At 66.9% G+C, this 19851-nt stretch carries 19 protein-coding genes, 1 tRNA gene and 1 pseudogene; 5 read left to right on the forward strand and 16 right to left on the reverse strand.

Annotated features, from left to right (window positions below):
• Positions 1–7: 7 nt before the first annotated feature.
• Positions 8–835 (reverse strand): ABC transporter permease, encoded by an 828-nt coding sequence (locus ACSNOB_RS17785; RefSeq protein WP_436687674.1) that lies wholly within the window; start codon positions 833–835, stop codon positions 8–10.
• Positions 832–1770, reverse strand: coding sequence for an ABC transporter ATP-binding protein (locus ACSNOB_RS17790; RefSeq protein WP_436687675.1), 939 nt, complete (start codon positions 1768–1770; stop codon positions 832–834). The genes ACSNOB_RS17785 and ACSNOB_RS17790 overlap by 4 nt, the downstream gene beginning before the upstream one ends.
• Positions 1771–2045: 275 nt before the next feature.
• Here ACSNOB_RS17790 and ACSNOB_RS17795 point away from each other — a divergent pair, with 275 nt between their 5' ends.
• Positions 2046–3329, forward strand: coding sequence for an alpha/beta hydrolase family protein (locus ACSNOB_RS17795; RefSeq protein ID WP_436687676.1), 1284 nt, complete (start codon positions 2046–2048; stop codon positions 3327–3329).
• Positions 3330–3624: 295 nt separating this feature from the next.
• A tRNA-Arg gene (locus ACSNOB_RS17800) sits at positions 3625–3697 on the forward strand.
• Positions 3698–3922: 225 nt separating this feature from the next.
• On the opposite strand, the gene ACSNOB_RS17805 is transcribed toward ACSNOB_RS17800, so the two are convergent.
• The 6 genes from ACSNOB_RS17805 to ACSNOB_RS17830 all read right to left on the reverse strand — a co-directional run bounded on the left by ACSNOB_RS17805 (position 3923) and on the right by ACSNOB_RS17830 (position 10183).
• Positions 3923–5305 (reverse strand): tyrosine-type recombinase/integrase, encoded by a 1383-nt coding sequence (locus ACSNOB_RS17805; RefSeq protein WP_436687677.1) that lies wholly within the window; start codon positions 5303–5305, stop codon positions 3923–3925.
• The gene (locus ACSNOB_RS17810; RefSeq protein ID WP_436687678.1) at positions 5302–5487 is read right to left on the reverse strand and encodes a helix-turn-helix transcriptional regulator; all 186 of its coding nucleotides are present in this window, start codon (positions 5485–5487) and stop codon (positions 5302–5304) included. The genes ACSNOB_RS17805 and ACSNOB_RS17810 overlap by 4 nt, the downstream gene beginning before the upstream one ends.
• A 22-nt stretch (positions 5488–5509) precedes the next feature.
• Entirely contained in the window at positions 5510–7291 is a 1782-nt protein-coding gene (locus tag ACSNOB_RS17815; protein ID WP_436687679.1) for a replication initiator, read from the reverse strand.
• Positions 7288–7941 carry a DUF2637 domain-containing protein gene (locus ACSNOB_RS17820; protein ID WP_436687680.1) on the reverse strand — a complete coding sequence of 218 codons (654 nt, stop codon included), beginning with the start codon at positions 7939–7941 and terminating at the stop codon, positions 7288–7290. The genes ACSNOB_RS17815 and ACSNOB_RS17820 overlap by 4 nt, the downstream gene beginning before the upstream one ends.
• The gene (locus ACSNOB_RS17825; protein WP_436687681.1) at positions 7938–9371 is read right to left on the reverse strand and encodes an FtsK/SpoIIIE domain-containing protein; all 1434 of its coding nucleotides are present in this window, start codon (positions 9369–9371) and stop codon (positions 7938–7940) included. The genes ACSNOB_RS17820 and ACSNOB_RS17825 overlap by 4 nt, the downstream gene beginning before the upstream one ends.
• A 383-nt stretch (positions 9372–9754) precedes the next feature.
• Complete coding sequence (locus ACSNOB_RS17830) at positions 9755–10183, reverse strand: hypothetical protein (protein WP_436687682.1); 429 nt, start codon at positions 10181–10183, stop codon at positions 9755–9757.
• 208 nt (positions 10184–10391) lie between these two features.
• Between ACSNOB_RS17830 and ACSNOB_RS17835 the strand changes: the two genes are divergently transcribed.
• Positions 10392–11120 (forward strand): XRE family transcriptional regulator, encoded by a 729-nt coding sequence (locus tag ACSNOB_RS17835; protein ID WP_436687683.1) that lies wholly within the window; start codon positions 10392–10394, stop codon positions 11118–11120.
• Positions 11121–11128: 8 nt separating this feature from the next.
• On the opposite strand, the gene ACSNOB_RS17840 is transcribed toward ACSNOB_RS17835, so the two are convergent.
• The 3 genes from ACSNOB_RS17840 to ACSNOB_RS17850 all read right to left on the reverse strand — a co-directional run bounded on the left by ACSNOB_RS17840 (position 11129) and on the right by ACSNOB_RS17850 (position 12694).
• On the reverse strand, positions 11129–11854 hold the full coding sequence (locus tag ACSNOB_RS17840) for a GntR family transcriptional regulator (RefSeq protein ID WP_436687684.1): 726 nt from the start codon (positions 11852–11854) through the stop codon (positions 11129–11131).
• 347 nt (positions 11855–12201) lie between these two features.
• Positions 12202–12444 (reverse strand): hypothetical protein, encoded by a 243-nt coding sequence (locus ACSNOB_RS17845; RefSeq protein ID WP_436687685.1) that lies wholly within the window; start codon positions 12442–12444, stop codon positions 12202–12204.
• Entirely contained in the window at positions 12437–12694 is a 258-nt protein-coding gene (locus ACSNOB_RS17850) for a hypothetical protein (protein ID WP_436687686.1), read from the reverse strand. Before ACSNOB_RS17850 ends, ACSNOB_RS17845 begins: the two co-directional genes overlap by 8 nt.
• A gap of 383 nt (positions 12695–13077) precedes the next feature.
• Here ACSNOB_RS17850 and ACSNOB_RS17855 point away from each other — a divergent pair, with 383 nt between their 5' ends.
• Entirely contained in the window at positions 13078–14301 is a 1224-nt protein-coding gene (locus ACSNOB_RS17855; protein ID WP_436687687.1) for a helix-turn-helix domain-containing protein, read from the forward strand.
• Between the two features lie 24 nt (positions 14302–14325).
• The gene (locus tag ACSNOB_RS17860) at positions 14326–14793 is read left to right on the forward strand and encodes an NUDIX domain-containing protein (protein ID WP_436687688.1); all 468 of its coding nucleotides are present in this window, start codon (positions 14326–14328) and stop codon (positions 14791–14793) included.
• Between the two features lie 248 nt (positions 14794–15041).
• Here ACSNOB_RS17860 and ACSNOB_RS17865 read toward each other — a convergent pair whose 3' ends face one another.
• The 5 genes and pseudogenes from ACSNOB_RS17865 to ACSNOB_RS17885 all read right to left on the reverse strand — a co-directional run.
• The gene (locus ACSNOB_RS17865; RefSeq protein ID WP_436687689.1) at positions 15042–15290 is read right to left on the reverse strand and encodes a hypothetical protein; all 249 of its coding nucleotides are present in this window, start codon (positions 15288–15290) and stop codon (positions 15042–15044) included.
• Positions 15291–15658: 368 nt separating this feature from the next.
• The gene (locus ACSNOB_RS17870) at positions 15659–16168 is read right to left on the reverse strand and encodes a hypothetical protein (protein ID WP_436687690.1); all 510 of its coding nucleotides are present in this window, start codon (positions 16166–16168) and stop codon (positions 15659–15661) included.
• A gap of 93 nt (positions 16169–16261) precedes the next feature.
• Entirely contained in the window at positions 16262–17311 is a 1050-nt protein-coding gene (locus tag ACSNOB_RS17875) for a NucA/NucB deoxyribonuclease domain-containing protein (protein WP_436687691.1), read from the reverse strand.
• Positions 17312–17605: 294 nt separating this feature from the next.
• The gene (locus ACSNOB_RS17880) at positions 17606–18790 is read right to left on the reverse strand and encodes a hypothetical protein (RefSeq protein ID WP_436687692.1); all 1185 of its coding nucleotides are present in this window, start codon (positions 18788–18790) and stop codon (positions 17606–17608) included.
• A gap of 120 nt (positions 18791–18910) precedes the next feature.
• A pseudogene (locus ACSNOB_RS17885) lies at positions 18911–19354 on the reverse strand (RICIN domain-containing protein); the annotation flags it as partial.
• Between the last annotated feature and the right edge of the window lie 497 nt (positions 19355–19851).

Below are 19851 nucleotides of genomic sequence, written 5' to 3' on the forward strand. Positions count from 1 at the left end.
CACCGGGTCAGGCGTCCCGCGACCGCAGCACCGCGTAACCGGCGAGCATCGCCGCGAGGGCCCACGCGGCGAGCAGGGCGAGGCCGGCCGCCGGCGGGTACGGGTCGGTGTCGCCGCTCATGAAGTGGGATCCGGCCACCCCCGGCAGCCCGTCGACGAGCCGGTTGACGAACTCGATGTCGAGGGCTCCGAGCGAGATCGGCACCACCATGAGGATCATGAACACGGTGGTCAACGTGCCGACCGCGCTGCGCAGCACCGTCCCCAGCCCGAGGGTGAAGACGCTGATCAGGGACAGGTACGCGGCCACCGCCAGCACGTCGCCGACGGTCTCTCCCGCCCGGAACCGGCCCCACTCACCGAGCACCGGGTGGGCGACGGCGGAACCCAGCGCCCCGAGCAGCCCGCCCACCACGAACGTGACCACGGCGACCACGGCGGTCTTGGCCAGCAGCAGCCGTCCCCGGGACGGGGTCCACTGCAGGGTGGGCCGGATCGTGCCGGTCGCGTACTCGGCGGTGATCACCAGCATCGCCAGGGCGAGCACCGTGAACTGCGCCAGGAGGACCGAGCTGATCGCGACGCTGCCGACGCCGACCACCCCCGGGTCGTCGGCGGGGTCGGTGTTGGTGTTCTCGTTGACCACGTAGATGGCCTCCTGCCCGGCCGCCGCCGCCATCAGCAGGACGCTGGCGAGCAGGTTCCACCAGACCGAGCGCACCGACCAGAGCTTGGTCCACTCGCTGGCGATCGCGCCGCTCAGGCCGCCGCCACCGGCACCGCCGTGCCGGGCCGAACGGTCGGCGGTGGGCAGGGTCGTCGTGGCCGTCGTCATACCCGCGCTCCCGATCCGGTGGTGGTCGGCGCGCCGTACTCGACGTCGCCGGCGGTCAGTTCCATGTACGCCTGCTCCAGCGACGCCTCGCGCACGCTCAGCTCGTGCAGGCGTACGCCGATCTCGTGCGCCAGGTCGCCGACCTGCTCGATGCCGGCGCCGATGACGACGAGCGTGCCGTCGTCCTCCCGCTCGACCGCGACGCCCGCCGCGACCAGCCGGCGCCGCAGCTCGGCCAGGTCGGCGGGCCGAGGGCCGCGCACCAGCACCGCGGTCGACGAACTGCGCCCGATGACCTCGGCGATCGGAGCGTCGGCGATCAGCCGGCCCCTGCCGACCACCACGAGTTGGTCGGCGGTGAGCTGCATCTCGCTCATCAGGTGGCTGGAGACGAAGACGGTCCGGCCCTCGGCGGCCAGGGACCGCATGAGTTCGCGGACCCAGCGCACCCCGTCCGGGTCGAGCCCGTTGACCGGCTCGTCGAACATCAGCACCCCCGGGTCGCCGAGCAGGGCGCCGGCGATGCCGAGGCGCTGGCCCATGCCGAGGGAGTAGGTGCCGGCCCGCTTGCCGGCGACGTTGCTCAGGCCCACCGTGGCGAGCACCTCGTCCACCCGGCGGACGGGGATGCCGTTGCTGCGGGCCATCGCCAGCAGGTGGTTGCGTGCGCTCCGCCCCGGGTGCACCGCCTTCGCGTCGAGCAGCGCGCCGACCTCGCGCAGCGGATGCCGCAGGGTCTCGTACCGCCGGCCGCCGACGAGCGCCTCGCCGGCGGTGGGCCGGTCCAGCCCGAGGATCATGCGCATCGTGGTGGACTTCCCCGCGCCGTTCGGGCCGAGGAAGCCGGTGACCCGGCCCGGCGCGAGGTCCAGGGTCAGGTTGTCGACGGCTGTCGTCGCGCCGAAGCGTTTCGTCAGCCCGCGCAATGTGATCATTGTTCTCCCGGTGGATGTGCCGTTGAGGCGTCGACGGTAGGAGTCCGGCCGGGTGCGGCACAGCCGCCAATCGGCATCGACCTGGCCTGACGAAAGTCAGCACCCCGGGCGCCGGGCTGCCGGCGGTGACCCGCAAATCCCTCCTACGCGGCCCGACGCCCTGGTCGATCGTGGTGTCATCCGCCCCGAGGCTGGTCGTCCCCGAGATTTCTCAGGGCTCACCTGGCTACTTCCGGCAGATGCCGTCGGCGGACGCCGCGGGCGAGCCTTGTCGCATGCGAACAATTTCTCGACGAGGGCTGTTGGGCGGGGTCGCGGTCGCGGTGTCCGCGGCGATGGTGTCGACCGCGTCGGCGGCTCTCGCCCAGACCGCACCAGATCCGGGATCGGTCCGACCGCCGGCCGCGAGCGCGCCGCTGCGGTTGAGCCTCCCCGCACCGACCGGCCCGTACCCCGTCGCCGCCACCGAACTGCACCTGGTCGACCACGACCGGCCCGACCCGTGGGTGGCCGCCAAGCCGCGGGAACTCATGGTCACCGTCTGGTACCCGGCTCGCCCGACGGGCACCGAACCACTCGCGCCGTACCTGCCGCCACTGGCGGCGCAGCGCCACGGCGAGAACCTCGCCGGCATGCTCGGCCTCCCCGCCGGACAGGTCGACTGGGCCGGCCTCACCACCCATGCCCGTGCCGGTGCGCCCGCGCGGGCCAGGCACGGTGGGTATCCGGTGGTCGTGTACTCGCCCGGCGGGGAGAGGCCCCGCGCGGAGGGCACGGTGCTCGTCGAGGAGCTGGCCAGCCGGGGCTACGTCGTGGTGACGGTCGACCACACGTACGAGACGCCGGTCGTCGAGTTTCCCGGCGGGCGGCTGGAGACGCAGCACCAGCCGGACCTGGAACCCGCCGAGCTCATGCGCGCACAGATCCGCACCCGGATCCAGGACACCCGATTCGTCCTCGACCAACTCGCCGTCCTCGACCGCGGCGGCAACCCCGACGCCGGCGGGCGCCGGCTTCCGCGCGGCCTCGGCGCCGCGCTGGACCTGTCCCGCGTGGGCATGTTCGGCCACTCCGCCGGCGGCTTCACCACCGCCGAGACGATGCTCGCCGACCGCCGGTTGGACGCCGGAGCGGACCTGGACGGCAGCATGGCGTACGGCAGGGACGACCTCGGCGAGGTGGCCAAGCGCGGGCTGGACCGCCCGTTCCTGCTGATGGGCGCCGGTCTCATCGGCGGCAAGCCGTACACCCACCTGGACGCCCCCGACTGGCGGTCGTTCTGGGCGAACTCGACCGGTTGGAAACGCGACCTGTACGTCCCCGAGGGTCAGCACTACACCTTCACCGACCACCAGGTGCTGCTGCCGCAGCTCGACGCGGCGTTCCCGCTGCCGGAGGGACTCGTCACCGGGCTGATCGGCACCGTCGACCCGAGCCGGATCGTCGCCTCCCAACGGGCCTACCTCGCTGCCTTCTTCGATCAGCACCTCCGCCACCGGCCCCGGGCGCTGCTCAACCGCCCGTCGCCGAGGCATCCCGACATCACCTTCGTCCGCTGACCCACCCTTCGACGCCGCCGGCCCGTCAAGGCGGGCCGGCGGCGCCGAAGGCGCCAGACGCGGACCGGCACTGGTGCGAACGGCGGGCGCGGCTCGGCAACGAGAACCCCCGGTTGCCACGGGGCGTCCAGGGGCGGTCGACGAAAGGACTCAGAAGAAGATCTTGCGAATGTTCCAGCCGGTGCCACTGTTGCCAGCTCTCGTCGGACAGGTCGAGCGCGCTCACGAGGCGGGTCGACGCAGGCCGCTCCCTGCCACCCGGGTCGACGCGCAGGTCGCTAGACTAGGCGCTCGCGCCCTCGTAGCTCAGGGGATAGAGCAACGGTTTCCTAAACCGTGTGTCGCAGGTTCGAATCCTGCCGGGGGCACCTCGAAGATCAGCAAAAACGCCATCTGAGCAGCGGATACGTTCCCGCGTCGATTGGCCGGCTTGTGCAGCCGGATGCCACCCGTAGCCGCCGTTTGCAGCTCTCCGTGCAAAATGCGTGCAATGATCTTGGACGCTTGAACGGTCATGTTTCCCCAGCTCAGAACCGCTACAACGCGGAAGGGCCGCAGCGTCGCCACGGCCCCGCGCACCTCACCACTGATCATCATCGGTTCAACGCCGCCTCGATCCGTTCGTTCATCCGGCTGCGGTCGCCGTCGAGGCACTTCGCGTACACCTTGAGCAGCACGTCGACCGAGTGCCCGGCGCGTTGCGCGACCTCGGGCGCCGGCAGCCCGGCGTTGAGCCAGAGCGACACCCCGGCGTGCCGCAGGTCGTAGGGGCGACCGGCCAAGGGAGAGGCAACCCGGTCCGGGGTCAGGCTCAGCGTTCGCGCCTTTTCCCAGACCCGGGAGTACGTCGACGACGACACCACGTTGCCCCGGTCGCTGCGGAACAGCCGCCCGTCGGCGCCGACGCCGAACCGGTCGATGTGCGCCCGGAGGATCGCCACCAGCTCCGGCGGGATCGGCACCTCCCGCGCTTCCGTGTCGCCCCGGTGCTTTAGCCCTCGGTCGTCGTGCACCTCTCCGCTGTCGGTGTAGCGCTTCCCGGCCGCCGGCCGTGACTTCTCCACCGTCAGCAGACCCCACCCGGTTGCCGGAAGATGGCAGTCCCGCTCCCGCAGGCCCAGCGCCTCACTCGGCCGCAGCGCCGCGAAGTAGAGGCAGGCGTAGAAGGCGACCAGGCGCTCACCGCGCCGGCCGTTCTTCCCGCGCTGGCCGACGTACGTCACGCCGGTCAGCAGTTCGCGCGCCTGGCGGATGTTGACCACAACGCGGCGGTCCACCTCCCCGGCCACCTTCCGCCGCGACGACCGGACCCGCAGCTTGTCGACCGGGTTGAAGTCCAACAGCTCCAACTCCACGGCGTACTGAAGGACGTTGTAGAAGACCGAGCGCCGCCGCCTAGTCGTCGACGCAGCCGCCGGCCGCCCGTCCATCGTCAGCCCCAGGGTGTCCAACGCCGGACGCACCACCGCGGCTTCCGCCAACGCCGACAACGGCAAGGACGCCTTGCCGAGCCACCGCAACGCGGCAGCGATCTCCGCCGGCCGGTCGAGTTGCCGAGACGCAGGCGGAAACTCCCACTCCCGCAACGCCCGCCGCAGCAACGCCGGATCCGGCCGCCCGGCCAGGTCCCGCACCAACACAGCCGTCACGGTCGCCAGCGCATCCGTCGTGCTCTCCCGGGACTTGGCCGCCGCGCCCGGCCACTTCATGTCGACGTACCGGCGAACGAAGCCGAGCCAGCTCACCGACTCCACCGGCGCCATCAACGACTCAGGCAGCCCGGAGTCACCGTCGAACGCCTCACCCCGGTTCGCCGCCTGCATCAGGTCTGACCGGAAGTTGTCCGCCAGCGCACGGGTGCCAAACGTCCGAGACTTCGGCCCCGTACCCACCACCCAGCGGACGGTGTACGACTTCTTACGACCCGCCAGCGCGTTGACCTGAATTCCCCGGATCCGCACCTCGCGGGACTTCACGCCGCCTCCCGGTGCTGTTCCAGCCATGCCCGCAGGTCGCGCCGCTCGATGCGCAGCTCACCGTTGGGTAGCTTGATGCACTCCGGGGCGATGCCCAGCTCACGCCACCGGTAGAAGGTTCGCCGCGACACACCGTTGAGCACGGCGAGGACTTCCGGAACGGTCAACAGGTCACTTTCCATGAGGGGTCTTTCCTTCGGATCATCAAGCAGCAGGGGTGAAGACAGCAGCGGTTGCCGAAACGGCGGCGGCTGTTCGTATCCGTGCGGTGTCGAGGTCAGCGCGCCAGCGGATGCGGGCGGATATCGCGCGCAGGAGCCGGTGTTCCAGGGGTGGCACGTCAGGGTCTTCCGGTCGGGCAAGTTCGAACCGGTACCGCTTGGTCCCGTCCGCCTCGTCGGCCGCCTGGTCGTGCTCCTCGGTGTCGGCCATGCCGCCGGCGAGGATGGCGCGGACCCAGGCGCGGTTGTCGGCGCGGTGGTCGGCGAGGGTCTTTCCGGACCACTGTCGGGAGACGAGTACGCGCCGGCCGGTGAAGCCGAGGGTGGAGCGTTGGTGGACCTTCCCGGTGCAGCGGCCGGGGGTCAAGCCTGCCTTGACCCCGTCCGGTTGGACGCCGTACAGCAGCCAGTTCGCGCACGTCGGCGAGCACGGCAGCACGGCCAGTTCCGCGTGGAGGCGGACGAAGTGTGCCTTCTGCGCGTCGGAGCGCGGCTTGGCCTGGTCGGTCAGGTCCTTGGTGACGTACTTGGTCACGTAGCGGATGGAGCGCTCGGCGTCTTTGGTGCCCTGCTCGATGCCGCGTGCGTCGATGCGGCCGAGGCGGGCGACGTAGGCGGGGCGGCTGTCGGGCTCCTCTAGAGCGTCGAGGGCTTCGCCCCAGGTGGGCAGCGGCTCGCGCGTCTTGGGGTCGACGTACGCCTGTCGGTCGACGTCCCAGACCGGCGGCTTGTCGACCGGGTAGGCCAAGTCGTCGAACGGTGGCCACCAAACCTGGTGGTAGGTGGCTGCCGCGATCTGCTTGAGCAGCAGACGGGGGAGGGTGCCGCGGATGGCGAAGTGGGCGTGTGGGGCGAGTCGTCGTTGCAGCTCGACGGCGCCGGCGTATTGGACGTTCCAGCCGACGGCGCGGCGCACGTTCTGCCACCACCGGTCGAGAACCCGCGCGAAGTGAATCGCATCCAAGGCCGCCCGCCGGTAGTCGTAACTGGCCGGGTCGACCGGGGTGCCGAGCAGGTCGTCATTCGGGCCGTGCCGGGTGCCGCACTCGCACGGGGCGATGTAGGCGCCGCGCCGAAGGTGGGAGTGCACCGGCCCGTGCGAGCCGAGCGTCAACGTGACCAGCATCGAAGGGCGGTGGGTCTTGCCTGCCTTGCCGGAGTACGCCCGGCCGACCGTGCGCGGGTCGACGGGCAGGCGGGGGAGGTCGGGTGTGTCCTGTCGCCGCCGGGTCGACCGTTTGCGCCGTGGTCGCTCGTCGCGTTCCTTGGGGGTGAGGTGTCCGCGCAGGCTGGTTTCGGCGAGCGCTTCGTCCAGCTCGGCGATCGCGGCGTCTACGTCGGCAATCTGCGCGGCCCGCTCGTCGGGGGTCATCGGCTGGTAGTGCAGCGCTTCCCGTTCGAACTCCAGGTGCGCCCGGACCCGCACGAGGGCGAGCACGTCTTCACCCGGCTTGTCGGGGCGGACGGCGGGTTCGTCGGTGAGGTGCCAGCCCTCGCGGATCTGCTGGATGCGCAGCCGCCGGCCCCGCTCCGCGCACGGCTTGCACTTCGCGGCGAGGGTCGCCCCGCACGGAACCTCCACCACCTCGGTCAGGCCGGTGATGGTGTCTGTACGGCGCAGCGCCAGCGGGCGCACGCACACGCCGTTCTGTTCGGCGAGTTGCTTGAGGGCGTCCTTGGCGAGGGGCTTGCGCATCCGGTCCGCCCGCGACCCCGGTCGGGGCTGCTCGACGGGGGTCGTGGGGATGAGTTCGAGTTGGTTCACCGGTCACGCTCCCCGTCGCCGAAGACGCGGCCGTTGCGGGGCGCGAACGCTGCCGCTGGCACGGGTACCAGTCCGGGCCGCCGCTCCACCGGCATCACGGGCACCGGGCGGAGGGCCGTCGGCCGGGGCTGCTCGCCGGTGGCCTCCACTGGGACGGGCACCGTTTGGTCCTCATCGACGAGGTCGGCGGATGACCGCTCCTCAGCGGGCGGGACGTCGCCCCACCCGTCGGCGTCTGCCTGCTTGTCGACGGGCGGCGCTGCCGGTGGGGTGGTGGAGAAGACGAGCTTGGACAGGCCGAGGAACGCCAGCGCCGGCACGGCCGACAGCAGCCAACCGGACACCCCCGGCTTGGCCACGGCGAGCTGCGCCGACAGGGACAGGGCGACGGCGCAGACGAGCAGGAACATCGGGTACCCGATCGGGCCGCCGGTGCGGCGGCGCCGCCGGATCGTCAGCAACGCCGCCAAGGGCAGAAGTTCGGAGATTGCGGCGTTGGCCCAGCCGAACCAGTCCCCCGTACCGGCCGGGGAGTTGGCCATGGTCCAGTCGTGGACGTGCGTGAACGACGCCGCCCCGGCCAAACCGCCCACCGTCAGGACGATGAGCACCAGGACCACACCCTCCACCCGATCCGCGTTGGTCTTCACTTGGTCACCTCCTGCTCATCGCCGGTGCCGTCGCAGAGCCGCCGGTAGTCACGACCCAGCTCGCGGATGTCGTCGTCGGTGAGGTAGGCGAACCGAACCCGGACGGGTTCGCGGACGCCGTCGAGGACGACGAACCCGACACCGGGCGCCGATTCGGGGATGTGGTCGCACAGCGCTCCCCGGTCCCGAGCGCCGTCGCCGAGAACCATGTCCACCTGCTCCGGCTCGGTCAGCCGCAACCCGATGCGGGTAGGGAACAGGTCCCTAAACGGCAGCACGTCCTTACGCGGGTCCTGCAACGCCGCCACCACATGCACCCCGACCGCCCGCCCTTGGCTGAGGAGGAGGCCGAGGGCTTCCTTGATCCGGTCGCGGACCTTCCGATCGGTGATGTACGCCGTCAACGCCGCCAACTCGTCGACCACCAGCACGATCAACGGCTCATCCGGCGTCGGCGTGTGCTGGCGAGCCACGCCACGCAGCCGGGCCGCCCGCAGGCGCATCCGCTTCACGGCCTCTTCCAAGACGCCGGCCATGCCGTCGGGATCGTCGTAGGAGAACCGGGCGAACAGCGGCACCCCGGCCGCCAACTCCATGCCACCCTTAGGGTCGAACGCCCACAGCTCCACCAACCCCGACCGGACACCGCCGGCCAGCGCGCGGATCAGTGACCACAGCACCGAGCCCTTGCCCGACCCCGTCGCCCCCGCGATCAGCACATGCGAACCGGCCAAGCGCAGCTCATAGGGCTGCCCGTCCTCCCGCACACCGAGCGGCAGCCCGGCCAGGTCCGGCACCACCTGCACCGGCAGCGGACCGACGACGGCGCCGAGCGGGTCACGGCGGAGGAACCGCAGCCTGACCTGATCCGGTCGGTCCGTCAACCGTGCCTGACCCTGGCGGAGGCGGAAGGCGTAGGCGAGGCGTTCCGCGGCCTGCCCCCAATCGTCCGGGATCTGCCCGGGCAGCATCCGGACGATCAGCTCGTCGCCGTGGCGGTCGCAGCGAACCCGCAGCAGTTGCGGCACGTACCGGTCACCGGCGAATGCCGTCGCCAGCCCACACGTCGCCATGACCGACGCCCACCGCCGCCGATACACCGTCAAGGCCCGGACGCGGCTGACGATCGGGTACCAGCCGAACCGCAGCCACGACGACCGGTGCCACCGCCACCAGGCCCCGCAACCGGCGGCGACGGCCAGGACGACGCCGGCCAGGACCCGGCCGTCGTACTCCGCCCGCACCCACAGGGCGAGCACGGTCGGAGCGGTGAGCCACCAGTACCGCACCGCCAGGACCGTGATCCGGCACAGGCCCCGGGCCAGCCACCAGAACACCAGCAGCCAACCCGGAACCCGCCACGCCGGAAGGCGCACGTTCATCGGCGCCACCGGGATCTTCTCGCCCGGAATGATGTTGATCAGAGGCACAGGTCACCACCCCGATCCGGGCGGGCCAGGGTCGAGATGCACGAGCGGCACGACATGCGACGCAGGTCGAACCGACGCGGCTTCACCCACTCCTCACAGCGAGGGCAGCGATTCGCGCACACCCGCGCCGAAGCCGGCGGCAACCGCAGCACGGACCGGACGGCCGCTTCCACCTCCCGGTAGACGTGCCGCAGACCGACCAGACGGGTACGAGACATCAGGACCACCACCCCGACGAGCAGCAGCCCTCAGAGCAGTTCAGGGCAGGGGGAACTACGGTGGGCATCACGCCCTCCTTCATCAGGTGAGGGATGGAAGAGCGCGGGACGGGCCGGGACTCTTGGCGGGGAAACGACCCGCCCCGCGCGCCAAACAACGACCAGTCAGGCCGCCACCGAACCCGGCACCGTCGACGCCGGACGGATCGCGGTCGCCCGCAGCGAGTACGCCATCCGGGACCGGCAGTCACCCGAGGCCCGGCCCGGCTTGCACCGCTGCGAATCCACATACGGGGTCAGGGTCAAGCCCTCGAACTCCACCGCCGGCGGGTAACCCGGCACCGTCGACGGCGGCGGCACCGGCTGCTGCCCGGCGACCACCTTCACCTTCACCTCAGTCGACCGACCGAACTTCCCGGCCTCCGGATCCAGGTCCATCACCCGCACCACCCAAACCCGCTCCCCGGACTCCTTGTCCCGCGCCTGGTTGTCCGCCTCACCACGCCGCTCAAAATCGATCTGCGGCGACACACCCAGGCACAACGCCCCGGCGGGGAACACGTACTCGGACGGCACCGGCACCTTCAACGTCATCGGAACCACGTGGACAGCCTCCTAGCCTTACCAGTCGTCTACCTGACAACCGGTTGAGCTAACAAGCTACGTCAGCTTGTAAATACAAGCAAGGTCGAATGTGCGTCGATCGCGCAATGTGGAGAGTTGTCGACGTAGCGCCGCGGGACCCCAACAAGATGGGCTCTAGCCTGACGGAGTGACCAGGGAGTCAGACTTTCGAGCGCCCATGAAGCGGCTGCTGGAACGCCGGAAGCTGAGCCCTGTTGCCCTCTTTCAACAAGCCGGTGTCGCAGCACACAAGGTCGAAGCGTTCCTCGGCGGCGCAACGCCAAGCCCCTTGCTGCTGCGGCAGCTAGCCTCCACAGTCGACCTACACGCCGCAGACCTGTTCGTGATCACCGGGCTACCGGTACCGGACGATCTGGCCCCGCTGGACGCGGCAGCCGGCAAGCTCGTCGACTCTCTCGTCGGGCACGCGATTCGCCTGCCGGCACCACATAGGTACCGGCTGCGTCAGGCGGTCCGCTCACTGCCGCAGGAGAAGCGGACACAACCGGTCCCGCCGCTGCCGCTGCGCGAGCAGTATCCGCCGGGCCCCGGAGGCATGATCCTGCGCATGCTCCGAAACCGGAATCTGGACTGGGTGGGGTCGGCCAAGTGCCTGGCCCGGCTGACGCCCCACTACCTGGCGGCATCCACGATCGGGCTGGTGGGCCATGGCCGCAAGGAGTTGACCCCCGATCTGTTGGTGAGCTTTGCAACCTTGCTGGCCGTGCCCGCCGACGACCTAGCCGCCATCACCGGTGTCGAACTCGCCGGAGACAGGCCATCACGCGGCCCGGCCGCATCCGATGCCGCCGAGCTGCTCTGGGACGTCCGCCGTCTGACCGCCGGCCAGGTACGACAGATCCTCTACGAGGCGGAATCCATGCTGGCTGAGTGCGCAGCCGAGTAGGAACCCGGTCAGGACAGCGCGTAGGTGTCCTCGATCTCGTGGCGGCTGCCAGGCATCACCAGCACGGACGTCATGATCGGATCGCCGGTTGCCTGATGCACGGTGATGACAACGTTCATCACCGACTCGTCGGCCGGCACATCCAACGCCTCAGCCTCGACCTCGCTCACGCGGCGCGCCGTCATGCGCTCGGTCGCGTAGTCGGCCCGTAGGCCCTTCTGCCTGGCGACGAGGTCGAGCAGGCCGCCCGGGATCGGGTCCCGCTTGGTGATGTCGGTACCGGCCGCGATGTCCACCGGCACGAAGGTGACCACTAGGTCCACCGGTCCCGCCTCCGACACGGTCCGGCGGCGCCGCTCGTAGACCGGCGTACCCTCCGGGATCTGCAACTCCGCCGCGATCCGCGGAGAAGCCAGCACCGGACCGACATACAGGATCTCCGTCTCCCCGGTTTCGTCCAGCTCCACCGCGTCACGGGCGTACTCAGGCGACGTGCGGCCGGCAGCAGGCCGGCCACGGACGAAGCTGCCCTTGCCCTGCTGCGACTCGATCCAGCCGTCCTGCTTGAGGATGCCCAGCGCCTTGAGCACCGTCGGCCGGGACACTCCGAACTCCGTGCAGAGCTGGTTCTCCGACGGCAATGCCGCGCCGGGGGCGTAGTCGCCGTCCTCGATGCGCTTCCGCAGCGTGTTCAACACGCGCAGGTATTTCGGCGTCGGTATCTCGTACGCCATCGCGGGCCACCCCACCTAGGAACGCTGCATGAATCTCAGCAGCTTATGAGTTGTTTGCATGACAGAACAAGCCAGCTAAGCCGTCCGGCGTCACACGCTCCATCGCTGCGGCCAGCCATCCCGACCAGGACAACGGCGCGTCCATCAGCTCAGGCCGGGACGCGCCCGGCCAGCGACGCGGCAGGCAGCCGTACCGCCGAACACCCGCAGCGCCGCCCGCCGTTGTGGGCACGGGCCTTCCTCGCCGCAGCCGGCGCAGCGCCCGTCCGCGCTCTTCGGCGTGTGCCGGTCGAGGTGCGCCTGTGCCGCGCGGAGTTGGTCGCGCACAGCACCAGACAGGTACGTTGTCACCGCGCCGGTCCCTGGGGCGGTAGCAGGCTGGCACGTACCAAAATCTGTGCCTGCGGCCCCCGCTGGCCGGACGGGCTCAGCCTCATCCCCTCGACCCAGATCCACGGCTCGTGCGTCGGGCGGTTGGCCACCAGCCGGACCCCGGTCACCCACAGCGTCACCGGCCCGTCGGAGGGTCGGTAGCGGTCGGCCGCTTCGATCCGCAGCACCGCGCCGAGTCGTACCCGAACGTCAAACACCGCGCCTCCTCATCACCGGCGCCACGTTGCGAGGCGGCGCGCTGTCGGTCGTGCGTGGCCGGATCTGTAGGCCGGCGATCTGTACGAAGACCTCGCGCCGTTCCAGCGCCTTGCCGCTTGCCGGGTTGATGGAGTAGCCGGTGAGCCATACCCAGCCGTGGTATGTCGGTTTGTCGCAGACCGAGGTGACCCGCAGCCACAGCGCGCGGTCGCCGCCGAACTGCACCGATGCCCGTCCGTCGATGAGCACCAGGTCGCCCGGTGCCGGGACGCCCGGCCGGCGCGGCGCCGGTGTGCGAGGCGCCGGGGTGGGCGGGCTATTCACGAGCCGTCGTTCGGGTCGCGGCCCCACGCCAGCACCCACCCCGGCCCAGCCTCAGCGGGTCGCCGAGCGACCGGAACCCGCGCAGTCCAGGCAGGACCGCCGGGCCAGGGAACGAGTCCGCTCCGCCCCCCGCCCCATCCCCCGGATGGCGGTGCGGGCAAGGGTGTACTTCCAGCCCGCGCCCGAGCAGGATTGGCAGTTGCTCGATACGTTCAGCCCCGTCATGCAGACAGGTTGTGGCACATACCGCCCAGCGACCCGGAAAATCCTTCCGGGGTCGCAGCCGACCGAGGGGAGACAGTGAACCGGTGCGCGGGACGACCAACCCCCTGACCATCGGCGAACGCGTCGCCTGGTACCGCAGGCGACGCGGCCTGTCCCAGGAAGTCTTGGCCGGACTCATCGGCCGTACCGCCGACTGGCTGGGCAAGATTGAGAACAACCGGATCGAGCTGGACCGGCTCTCCGTCATCAAGTCCCTCGCCGAAGTCCTGGACATCTCCCTCGGCGACCTGCTCGGCGAACCCTCGCTGCTCGACTGGACCGGCGACAGCGGCACCGAAACCGTGCCCGCCCTCCGCGCCGCCCTGATGAACTACCGCGCCATCGCCCCGTTCGGCGGCAGCACGCACGCGGAGCCGTTGAGCGTTGCTGTGCTCAGGAAGGAGGTGGGCGCCCTCTGGGACGCCTACCAGGACTCTCGGTTCGGATACGTCACCGGCCGCCTGCCTGACTTGCTCCACCGCGCCCAGGCCGCCGCCGACCACCACGACCGCGACGACCAGGACCAAGCCCACCGGCTACTCGGCCTCGCATACCAGCTCGCCGCCACCCAGCTCACCAAACTCGGGGAGAGCGACCTCGCCTGGATCGCCGCCGACCGCGGACTGGCCGCAGTCCGGCCCACAGGCGACCCGCTCGTCACCGGCTCCCTGTTCCGCTCTGTCGGCCACGCCCTGCACGCCACCGGCCGCTACGCCGAAGCCGTACGCCTCACCGAGGACGCCGCCGGCTACCTTGAGCCCCACCTGAAACAGGCGACGCCAGCACTGCTCTCCGTCTACGGCACCCTGTTCCTGTCCGGCTCGATGGCCGCCGCCCGATCCAACGACGCCGCCACCACCCGCTCCTTCCTCGCCGCCGCCGACCGGGCCGCCGGCCAGCTCGGAGCCGACGCCAACTACCTCTGGACCGCGTTCGGCCCGACCAACGTCGCCATCCACCGCGTCGCCACCGCCGCCGAACTGGGCGACCTACAAGTCGCCATCGACCTTGGCCCGCGCGTCGACACCGCCGGCCTACCGATGGAACGCCGCATACGGCACGCCCTCGAAGTCGCCCGCGCCTACAGCTCGTGGAACCGCATCGACGACGCCCAGGCCGTCCTATTGGACGCCGAACAGATGGCGCCCGAACAGGTCCGGCACCACTTCCTCAGCCGCCAACTCGCCCTAACCTGGATCCGCCGGCAGCGCGGCAAGCCCTCGGTCGAACTGGTGAACCTGGCCCGTCGGCTGAAGGTGCTCGACTGATCCCAGCCCATCTAGGCTGCCCTGATGACGGCCAACGAGATGCCACCCATGGCAACCCCACGCGTCGCCGCAGGCGCCCTCTTCTTCGACGACGAAGGCCGGGTACTCCTCGTACGCCCCAGCTACAAGAAGCACTGGGACATCCCCGGCGGCTACGTCGAACCCGGCGAGTCACCCCGAGCCGCATGCGTACGTGAGGTCCAAGAGGAACTTGGCCTCATGCCCGCGCTCGGACCGATGCTGGTGGTTGATTGGGCGCCCGCCGAGCACGAGGGCGACAAGCTTTTGTTCATCTTCGACGGCGGTTCACTCGGCGCCGAGCAAGAGCGTGACATCCGCTTCTCCGACGGTGAACTCACCGAATGGCGCTATGTGGGCGCAGAGTCCTTGGAGCAGTACGGCCCGGCCCGGCTCGTCCGCAGGATCCGCACTGCGATCGCAGCGCGTAGTAGTGGCATCTCCGCGTACGCCGAACACGGCAGCGCCATCTAGCACAGTTTCGGTGCATGATCAAGGCGGCCCTGAGCGGGCCGCGCACGCGCCGCCGCCTGGGCGCGCGCCGGCCGCTGCCGCTGGCGCTCGGGGGCCGTCACGCCGAACGCCCGGCGGCTGGCGCGGACAGCGGGGAACCCGAGCGGGCCGCAGGAATTTTCTGTTAACGGGCCTCGGTGAGTTTGACCTAAGGATGATGGCTAATCTATATCATTCATGATCGTGAGCCATGCGTCGCCATAGGGATGTTACTGAACCGGAAGTTGGTCGTGGAAGGCGTGCAGCATCGGGTATCCCAGTTCTGGCTCGACTGCCGCAATGTAGCAGGCCCAGCCCATCAGGCGCTGAGGAATCATATTGGCGTTCTCTCCGCCAAAATCCGTCATGTAAGCGTCGTAGCCGAACCTCGATATGATGTGCGCAATCCATCGCAAGCGACGTTTTGTTGCACGAGGAATGCGAGGACGATCCGTCGCCCCCACATAAAGTCCGGTCACGTACTGTGGGCCGCCTCTCCGCATGTAGGCGGTTTTACTCGCATTAATGGACCAGCCGGCTTCGTCCAAAATCCTCTCGATGGCCGTAAAGGTGGCGATCAGTCACCTCGCCGGAGAATGCCAGGTCATCTACGTACCGGGTCCGCACCGAGCTACACACCTACGATAGCTGGACGTGGCTGGACGGCTACCGGCTAGACGGAACAGGAACGGCAGTAGCCCGCAGAGAAGTGTACGCACTGAAGGCAGGAATAAGGCTGTTGAGCAGCCTCAACCAGCCAGTCGACCATGTCATGACTGCGCTTACGCTCGAGGCTAACCATTCTTAATAGGGAGTCGCCCCTGGCCAAATCGACCAAGCCTTCGCGCTACCAAATTTCTAAGAGATACTCTTCAACGCCGGAGTTCCTACCCTGAAGCTCTTCCACTTCGGACGGCGTAGCACCACCTGCCATAGCTCTCAAAATGGACGCCCGGGCCGCTTCAGCTCGCTTCCGCCCTCTCCAATAGATTGCCACTGAACAACTCCCTTGCCCGCACGGAATATCGATGCCGGCGAGACCCGATCCCATGATATCGCAAAGCAGAAGTTGCCCACTAGGGCAATGCAGATTGGCGATCGACGGCATGGCCACGTCCGACAACCAGGAACTACGACCTGGTGGAGAGCCATACACATTAACAACGACACGGACAGGAAGGATATCCTGCGACACCTTTACATAAATGTCGCAGTCAGTTGCAGTGACGACCTCACGGTCAGAAGGAAATAGCGCATCGCGAAGTCCCGAATCAGCAGCCATGTCGATGTCACGCAAGGCAAATATCCGGTAACTTGGGATGAATACCAATTCATAGCTGCTTTGAACGATAGCCACTGGAACTCCGCTATTGTGATAGCCTTGCTGGCGTCGACCTGACACCAGCAAGGCTATCACTCGAATCAACGATTGCGATCTGCGAAAGCCGTCCTACCGCACAATTCTCACGCGGAATGGGTCACTCCGCACACCTTGGTTACTGGTGCCACGATTCTCGTCCAAAACCCGGTTCTGCCCGAAGAAGGTGCCTAGCAAGGCGCCACCCTTGGAATTGTGGCTGCCAGTAATGGGCCGAGCCGACCCATGCCATGCGTTGCCATCACCACCGTTCGGGTTCTGTTCTGTCGCACCAGTAGACGTGGCAGATCCCTCATAGGTCGACTGGAACGGATACTCGTCACACTCGAGACCCCCGGTCGGGTATCCTGCACCCCAAACATCGACGCAAATGCCGACTGATGTGCTGTGATTCTTGTTCTTCAACGTGTCGTTCATTAGGCGATGCAGTGGGCGATCACCCTCACCTGGAACTGATTTATTAAAGAGACTCGGAAAGGTACGCCGAGGCGCGACAAGCGCGTCCTCGATGTGAATCGCTTGTTCAAAATGATCGCTGGTAGGAGCGGCGCTAAACTCTACCGTGGGTACGGAATCACTAAAAACCGCGCCGTGATACTTGCCACTGCCCAACGCCGCCCTAGCCGAGTCAAATCTCACTCGCGAGTTGGCCATTGCAGCCTCTTGCCATGGATGCACATCTGGCGCGAGAGTGATGATCGACATATTCATTTGAATTAGTGACCTTACAATCTTGAAGTCTCCGTCACCGGTGTCGTTCGGGGACGTAATGGAGAAATTATAAAGTCGGTTTCCTGCCAGCCATTCAGGAATCGTTGCCGCGCGCATAGTGGGGCTGGGAGCGCATACAACATTTGCTGCGCAGCCAACGAAGTCCACAGTCAGCGTTGTAGTCGGCAACGGCTCGCCCCCCTTCGTATCGAAGGTGTCGAAGTCGAAGACATAGTCGACTCTTCGAGATCCGTCGACCGAGAAAGCAAGTAGAGAATACCCGAATTCAACGGTAGCGACGATTGCTCCATTTTGACGGGACAGCAAGTGTGCGGTACGGCCACCGATGAAACACTGCTCGAACCGACTACGGGCCCACCCTTGAGGAGAGCGCGATTCGAGCCGTGCCATGCATTCGCTCTTAAGATCCTCGGCAACCGTTGCCCGGTGGGCGTCGCTATCACCCGGTCCAATCCGGATTGGGGGCGAAGCAGGACCGATACGCGGACCCATCTGCGGCGTAAGAGCAGGGGGCGTCGAAGTGACTGACCACTCTAACACGTCACTGTTGGAAAGCTCAGTTGGACTTGCGGCGGCAGGCGTTACGGTGGCGAGTAACGCAATAACAGTGGTCCCGACTATATAACGCACGTTTCGAAACATAAAACCCCTGTCTAGCTAGCATTTTTTGGTCTAGGCAACTTTTCAAACCATCGGATAGCTCAAGCAAGCAGCACCGAGGCAAGCATGAAGTAAGGACCCACTGGCCGAATCAAAAGCCAGCGCGTAGCCTCGATATCCGCTGAGTTGCCGACCGAGCAGGCCCCGCACTGTGTCGCCACCCGCGACCACAATGATGTCTGCGCTGTTCTCGGCGTACGCAGACACTCCCACTGTGCGTGCATAATCTTGGGCCGAAAATGTGCGAGCCTTAGCGGTAACTGCAAGGCTGTTACCTGATTTGGTCAGCACCTTCTGCGCTAAACCCAATGCCTGCTTCTCGGTGATCGCGGCGCTCGGATCGCTGCGCTGAGCCGCCGACCACCTTGCGTTCATGTTGCACGACTTGTGCGCCTTGACGCATTCGGCCAAACCCGGCACGTCGTCCATGCAACGACCTGGATCCGCAGCCATGCAGTCTGCCAGCGCACGCTGGTTGACACCGTTGTAAGAGTAATCCCCGCCAGTGGCCGACGAAACGAAGGGAGCACTTTGCAATGGCGCCACCGCCGGCTTGCTGATTTTGAAATAGTCGACCGCTATAGGAGTCGACCCTGATTTCGTAACCGTTGAAGCATTAAGACAGCGGGGCGCAGTGTTCGGGCCCCCTGTGGCTGGCGCGTTGCGGGGAGCGTCGCAGGGGTAAGTTTCTCGTGTCGAAGTCTCCGAAACCCAGGGCCGCCTCCAGACATCATTTCCGTCTAGAAGTTGCACGCGATGCTCGAATGAGCCCGCAAACGCAGCCGCCTCAATCGTTTCGGCAAAAAGGCCTCCGCTACTCTCCCGGATACGAGCACTTTCGGCCTTAGTAGTGTTACCGACCGGATTGAAATCGAAATAGAGTGCACTCTGGGAACCTTCGCCTGGAACAATCATATATGTATACAGGCGTCCGACCGTTCCGCTGCCACCTGGAACACTCGACAAATTATGGTATTCGTATGAGGTTCCGTCATACTCTACCCAATACGCGTTTTCCTCTCTTGGATCCGCAGAGTACCTTGATTCCCAGCCGAACTCAAAACCTTCGCTCCGATTGTTGATCCCCTGGCTATCGGCCGTGCTCCACTCCAGTGAATTCAGCATATTGCTGTAGGTGGTACCGCTATAGTTGATTTCGTGATGCTGCCAGGTGTCCATCAAGCCGTATACCGGCTGTTCGGGACGCACACAGAGAACAGTGCCCTCAGCTGCGCACTCAAACGGTCCGGTACGCAAGACCCAATGCTCTCCGACCCGGCTTCCCGTGGGAAGGTTATAGCAGTTATTTAGGCCGGCGTTGGTACCCGAGTACAATCCATCCAAGCAACGGGTATTATCGTTGTTTCGAAGCCAGAAACCTCCGCCGTACGCCGGGGGTGTCGTATACCATGTCAGTGAGGGGGCCGTACAAGATTTCAACTGGACTTCCGGCCCTCCGGTACCATTCTTACCGAGACACAGGCCGGTTTGTACGTGCTTGATCCGATAGAGGTGCCGCGGTGGATTGTAAGGTTGCGTACTACTGAATTCAAAGGTCCACCGCTGCTTGCTGGCGCCAGCGCCGCCATCTGCAATATATGGAGCAACGCTAACCTGAGAACCGTCGGTGGTCCCTAACGCTGACAGAACCCGCTGTTCGTTGGGCCCGAAGATGCCAATAGCGAAGGCCTTCGAAACGGCAGCCGACGCTGGCTTACTCGGCGAGAGTAAGGCTCCAGCAATCACAAGGAAAATGACCAGCAGTTGGGCCATCTTTCGTCGGACATGCAGAATGCAGATAGTTGTGGACACCTAGCTTTGATCCTCCCCAGGAAAGCGTGGAATAACGCGATCTGGCGGCGTTCACACTCGCAAGGGTGACCACTGTCAGTTACATCAACATCGCGTTACGTAAGAACCAGAACTATGGCACAATCCGTCTTCATCGATCAATGTCATTGGATGTGATCTTTCGCATAGCGCATGACGCTTGACGCTAGGTTGCGGGACAGCCGCTTGGGAGCCAGCCGGTTCAAGCGAACCCGGCTAGCCAGGCACGCTGGCGAGCGTAGATGCCGTCGACATACGGAACCTTCAGGTGCAAGGACTAACCGGCCGCTGCCTTGCTACCTACCCGTAGGGTCGCCGCGTCAAGAACGCCCTGAGGCAGGGCACAGAGGACCTTCGTGCCGCTTCGAGCTCACTGCCGAATCGTCCTTTCTTGTATCAAGGCGGCCCGCAAAGCGGGCCGCGGGGGGGGGGGGGGGGGG

The organism is Micromonospora sp. URMC 106 (assembly GCF_051386395.1).
Taxonomy (GTDB): domain Bacteria; phylum Actinomycetota; class Actinomycetes; order Mycobacteriales; family Micromonosporaceae; genus Micromonospora.